Origin of the sequence: Curtobacterium flaccumfaciens (assembly GCF_051548005.1) — a bacterium.
Lineage (GTDB): Bacteria > Actinomycetota > Actinomycetes > Actinomycetales > Microbacteriaceae > Curtobacterium.
In genome coordinates, this window is the sequence record NZ_JBPUGH010000202.1 from 1 (window position 1) to 4,969 (window position 4,969).

5 protein-coding genes are annotated in these 4,969 nt (G+C 71.8%); 2 read left to right on the top strand and 3 right to left on the bottom strand.

Features of this window, described 5'->3' with window-relative positions; genetic code table 11:
• Positions 1-69: 69 nt before the first annotated feature.
• Positions 70-723, bottom strand: coding sequence for a GntR family transcriptional regulator (locus ACSW7Y_RS16155; RefSeq protein ID WP_438127260.1), 654 nt, complete (start codon positions 721-723; stop codon positions 70-72).
• A 12-nt stretch (positions 724-735) separates the two neighbouring features.
• Entirely contained in the window at positions 736-2,886 is a 2,151-nt protein-coding gene (locus tag ACSW7Y_RS16160; RefSeq protein WP_438127261.1) for an MMPL family transporter, read from the bottom strand.
• 69 nt (positions 2,887-2,955) lie between these two features.
• Between ACSW7Y_RS16160 and ACSW7Y_RS16165 the strand changes: the two genes are divergently transcribed.
• Positions 2,956-3,360 carry a MarR family winged helix-turn-helix transcriptional regulator gene (locus tag ACSW7Y_RS16165; RefSeq protein WP_438127262.1) on the top strand — a complete coding sequence of 135 codons (405 nt, stop codon included), beginning with the start codon at positions 2,956-2,958 and terminating at the stop codon, positions 3,358-3,360.
• Between the two features lie 208 nt (positions 3,361-3,568).
• On the top strand, positions 3,569-4,507 hold the full coding sequence (locus tag ACSW7Y_RS16170) for an LCP family protein (RefSeq protein WP_438127263.1): 939 nt from the start codon (positions 3,569-3,571) through the stop codon (positions 4,505-4,507).
• A 172-nt stretch (positions 4,508-4,679) separates the two neighbouring features.
• Here ACSW7Y_RS16170 and ACSW7Y_RS16175 read toward each other — a convergent pair.
• The coding region (locus ACSW7Y_RS16175; protein WP_438127264.1) for a LysM peptidoglycan-binding domain-containing protein at positions 4,680-4,969 on the bottom strand (290 nt) is incomplete at its 5' end.

Genomic DNA, 4,969 nt, shown 5'->3' on the forward strand with positions numbered 1-4,969 from the left:
GGCCCGCACCGCGCCTCCCGTCCGCTGGGTGGTCGCGTCGACGACGCGAGCCCGCCCGGGTGGTCCTCGCTACTGCTCGCGCGAGGGCAGCAGGTGCACGGCCTCCATCGCCAGTTCCGCGGCGATCGAGTCCTTCGCCTGCACCGCGGCCTTGAGCTTCTCGAGCTCGGGCACGACCGTGTCGACCGGCACCAGTTCGGCGAGTTCGGGCACCCGCAGCTTGAACGCGAGGCCGTCCGTCGTGGACCGGCAGAGCGCCGCGAGCGAGGCGTTGCCGCAGGCATCGACCCACATCGAGTAGATCGTCGCTCCCTCACGCGCGAGTTCGTCCTGCTTGCCCTTGGTCGAGCGGGCGATGACGTCGTCCAGCATCTTGACGACCTTCCTGCGCTGCGCATCGGTGAAGCGTGGGACCGCGAGGCGCACGACCCCGCCGTAGATCACGCCGAGCGTGCGGTAGGCGTCGAGGAGCTCGTCCTTGGTCGGCGACGCGACCCGGGTGTAGCGGTTCGGTGCCATCTCGATGAGGCCGGAACGGGAGAGCTCCGCCAGCGCCTCGCGGATGGGTGTGCGGGAGACACCGAGCCACGCGATGAGGTCGTCGTCGTTCAGACGCTCGCCCGGCTCGAGGGTGCCGTCCATGATCGCGTCGCGGATCTTGTCCTGGACGGTGTCGCGGAGGAGCTTGCGCTCAGCGGCGGGCTGGGTCGAGGGCACTGGCATGTGCCCAGCGTGTCACATGTGATCAGCACGGTGCGAGAGGCGCGACGGCCACCACGCCCGGCGGCCGAGCTCGATCGTCAGGGCGGGGACGAGCAGGGAGCGGACCACCACGGTGTCGAGCAGGACGCCGAACGCGACGACGAACGCGATCTGCGCGAGGAACAGGATGGGGATGACGCCGAGCGCCGCGAAGGTCGCCGCGAGCACGATGCCGGCCGAGGTGATGACGCCGCCGGTCACGCCCAGGCCGCGCAGCACCCCTTCGCGCGGGCCGTGCACCAGCACCTCTTCCCGCACGCGGGTCATGAGGAAGATGTTGTAGTCGACACCGAGCGCCACGAGGAACACGAACGCGTACAGCGGGACGCTCGGGTCCGCCCCGGGGAAGTGGAACACGTGGTCGAAGACGAGCGCCCCGACACCGAGCGCCGCCGCGAAGGACACGATGACGCTGCCGATGAGGACGAGCGGCGCGACGATGCTCCGCAACAGGAGCATGAGGATGAGCAGGATCACGGCGAGGACGATCGGGATGATGACCGTCCGGTCGCGGATGCCGGTGTCGTTCGTGTCGAGGGCGGTCGCGGTCACCCCGCCGACGACCGCGTCCGGATCGATCCGCTCGACGGCGGTCCGGAGGTCGCGGACGGTCTGCTCGGCGGCGGCGGAGTCCGCCGGGTCCGCGAGCGTGGCCTCGAGCAGGACGTCGCCGCGCGAGACGGTCGGCTCGGCGGTACGGCCGCCGGCCGGACCGCCGCCCCCGGACCCTGTGCCGGTGCCGGTGCTGCTCACGGGCACGGTGCCGGACGGGGCGTCCTCGGCCGCAGCGGTCACCCCGTCCACGCCGTCGACGGCGCTGATCGCCTCCGCCAGCTCGTCGACGCGAGCCGCGCTCCCGATGACCTGCGTCGGGCTGCCCGACCCGCCCGGGAAGTGGTCGGCGAGCACGTCCTGACCGTCGCGGGCCTGCGACGCCCCGATCACGAGGTCGCTCTGCGGCACGCCGTCGGCACGCAGGCCGAACAGCCCGGCCCCCATGGCGAGGAGGCCGACCGTGCACACGACCCAGACGATCCGCGACCGACGTGCCACGAGCCTCCCGACCGACGCCCAGAGCCCCTTCGCGTCCGGACCCGTCACGACGGGGTGGGCGGACCCGTACGCCGGCCGGAGCGGCCAGAAGGCCGCGCGCCGGAAGGCGAGGAGCAGCGCGGGGAGGAGCGTGAGCGCCGCGAGCACGCTGAAGGCGATGCCGATCGCCGCCACCGGGCCGAGCGCCTTGTTCGAGTTGAGGTCCGAGAAGAGCAGGCAGAGGACACCGACGATGACCGTGCCGCCCGACGCGAGGATCGGCTCGAGGCTGCCGCGCAGGGCTGCCTTCGTGGCACCCCACCCCGTGCGGTGGTCGCGGAGTGCCTCGCGGTAGCGCGCGGTGTACAGCAGCGCGTAGTCGGTCGCGGCGCCGATGACCAGGATCGAGAGGATGCCCTGCACCTGACCGTTGACGGTCACGAGGTCGGCCTTCGCCAGCCAGTAGACGACGAGGATCGAGGCGCAGAGCGCGAACGACGCCGTGCCGAGGACGAGCACGGGCAGGAGCGGCGAGCGGTAGACGACGATGAGGATGACGAACACCGCGGCGAGCGCCACGCCGAGCAGCAGGCCGTCGATGCCCGCGAACGCTTCGGTCAGGTCGGCGGTGAACCCGGCCGGACCGGTCACGTACCCGCGCAGGCCGGAGGGGAGCGCGCCGTCCACGTCCGCGCGGATCGCCGCGACCGCGTCACCCGTCTCCGCGGACTCCGTGAGGGTGGCCACGATCTCGAGGGCGTCGCCGTCCTCACTCGGGATGACGGGGCTCACGCCCTGCACGTCGTCTCGGTCGCCGAGTGTCACGGCGAGCCGAGCGGCGGCGGCGCGGTCGGAGCGGGTCAGTCCGCCGTCGCGTTCGAGCACCACGATCGCCGGCGCCCCGGACGCCTGCCGGAACTCGGAGGCGCGCTCCTGCACCTTCGTGGCGTCCGCCGAGGCCGGCAGGAACGAGGTCTGGTCGTTCGTGGAGACCTCGGCGATCTTGCCGAAGTACGGACCGCCGACCGAGGCGACGGCGAGCCACACGACGATGACGACGGCGGGGAGCACGATGCGGAGGAAGCGGGACACGGTGCGAGCGTACACCGATCGTCAGCATGCTGATCATCTACTCGCGAACCGGCTCCGTACAATGCGGACATGGAAGAACAGCCCGCAGCCTGGCCGATGGGCCGACTGCTGGCCGCAGCCGCTCGGCGCGTCGAACGGGACTGGGACGAGCGACTCCGCGAGATCGGGCTCCCGCACGCAGGGCTCATCGCGATCGACATCCTCATCCGCACCGGGCCGACCGGGGCGGACACCGTCGCCCGGGCAGCCCGGGTACAGCCACAGACGATGTCGCGCACGCTCGAGCGACTCGAGCGGGACGGCCTCGTCGAGCGGGCACCACACCCGGACGACCGGCGGCGTCGGGTGGTGACGGTGACCGAAGCCGGACGCACCGCCTGGGACACGGCGAAGCACATCGAGCGCGAGGTCCTGCCGGAGGACGAACGACTCCGGGAGGCACTCGCCGCCATCCTCGCGCGGTCGAATCCCTAGCATCTGATATACAAGATGCGGTACCCTGATCGGGTCGGCATCAGGGCCGACCCGTCTCCCGGGAGTCCGCATGTCCGAACGTCGAGCCGCCCGCGCCGCTGAACGCGCAGTGAGCCACGCCGCCCCCCGCAGGCGTCAGAGCCTCCGCAGGCGTCAGAGCCCTCGCAGCCGTCGCAGCCGTCCGTTCCTCGTCGCGCTGATCGCGACCGTGGGCTCGCTCGTGGGCGTCGCGGCGATCATCGCGGTGACGGCGAGCCTCTTCGTCGGCGGCCTCGCCCGTTCGTTCGACGAGAAGACGACGACGATCCCCGAGGCGTTCCCGTCCGGGTCGCGCCCGCTGGCCGCCGACGGCGCCGAGAACATCCTCCTGATCGGCTCCGACTCGCGAGCCGAGCGCGACCCGGACGGCGACCCCGCTGCCGGGGGCCGCTCCGACACCCTGATGCTGCTCCACGTGCCGGCGGATCGGAAGGCCGTGTACCTCATGTCGATCATGCGGGACTCGTGGGTGGACGTCCCCGGTCACGGGACGGCGAAGATCAACGCCGCGTACAGCTGGGGTGGCGTGCCACTCGTCGTGCAGACCGTGGAACAGTTGCTGGACAGCCGCATCGACCACGTCGCGGAGATCGACTTCGCGGGCTTCGAGGGCATGACGGATGCGCTCGGCGGCGTCACGGTGCAGTCCCCGAAGGCGTTCGAGGCTCGGGGCCGCTCGTTCACCGCCGGACCGAACCGTCTCGACGGCGACGCTGCCCTCGCGTTCGTCCGTGAGCGGTACGCCTTCGCCGACGCCGACCACACCCGCGTGCGGAACCAGCAGGCGTTCATGCGCGGCGTCGTCGACGGTGTGCTGTCGAAGGGGACGATCACGAACCCGGGTCGCATCCAGGACTTCGTGTCGGCGACGAGCGAGCACCTGTCGGTCGACGCCGGGCTCGACTTCCGGACCCTCGTCGACCTCGGGTGGTCACTGCGCGACGTCCGCGCGTCGGACCTCGTGGCCTTCACCATGCCGACCGCCGGCGGAGGGACCTCGGACGACGGTCAGTCCTACGTCGCGGTGAACACGCTCGCCGTGCAGTCGCTGTCCCAGGCCCTGCGGTCGGACGACATGCCGACCTGGCTCCGGGCGAACCCGCAGTAGCGACGGGCCAGACCGCAGTCACGACGGGCCAGACCGCAGTCGCGACGGGCCGGACCGCGGTCGCGACGGACCAGACCGCGGTCGCGACGGGCCGACCCGCACGAGCGACGGACCGTGACACGACGAACCCCCTCGGCCGCAGCCGAGGGGGTTCGTCACGCAGTCACGGCGATCAGGCCGGGAGCTGCAGGGTCTGACCCGCGTAGATGAGGTTCGGGTCGTCGATGGTCGACGTGTTCGCCGCCCAGAGCTGCTTCCAGCCTCCCTGGAGGTCGAGCTTCGTCGCGATCGTGTCGAGCGTGTCACCCGAGGCGATCTTGTAGGTCTTGCCGCTGGTCTTCACCGGGGCCGGCTTGCTCGACGCCGCCGGGGCCGTGGCCTTCGGCGCTGCCGGCTGCGGGGCCGCCTGCTGCGGAGCTGCCTGCTGGGGGGCCGCCTGCTGCGGGGCCGCCTGCGTGGTGC

Bases quoted from the DNA above. Each gene is read 5' to 3' on its own strand.
- ACSW7Y_RS16155 (WP_438127260.1), bottom strand. From the start codon at position 723: ATGCCAGTGCCCTCGACCCAGCCCGCCGCTGAGCGCAAGCTCCTCCGC.
- ACSW7Y_RS16165 (WP_438127262.1), top strand. From the start codon at position 2,956: ATGGAAGAACAGCCCGCAGCCTGGCCGATGGGCCGACTGCTGGCCGCA.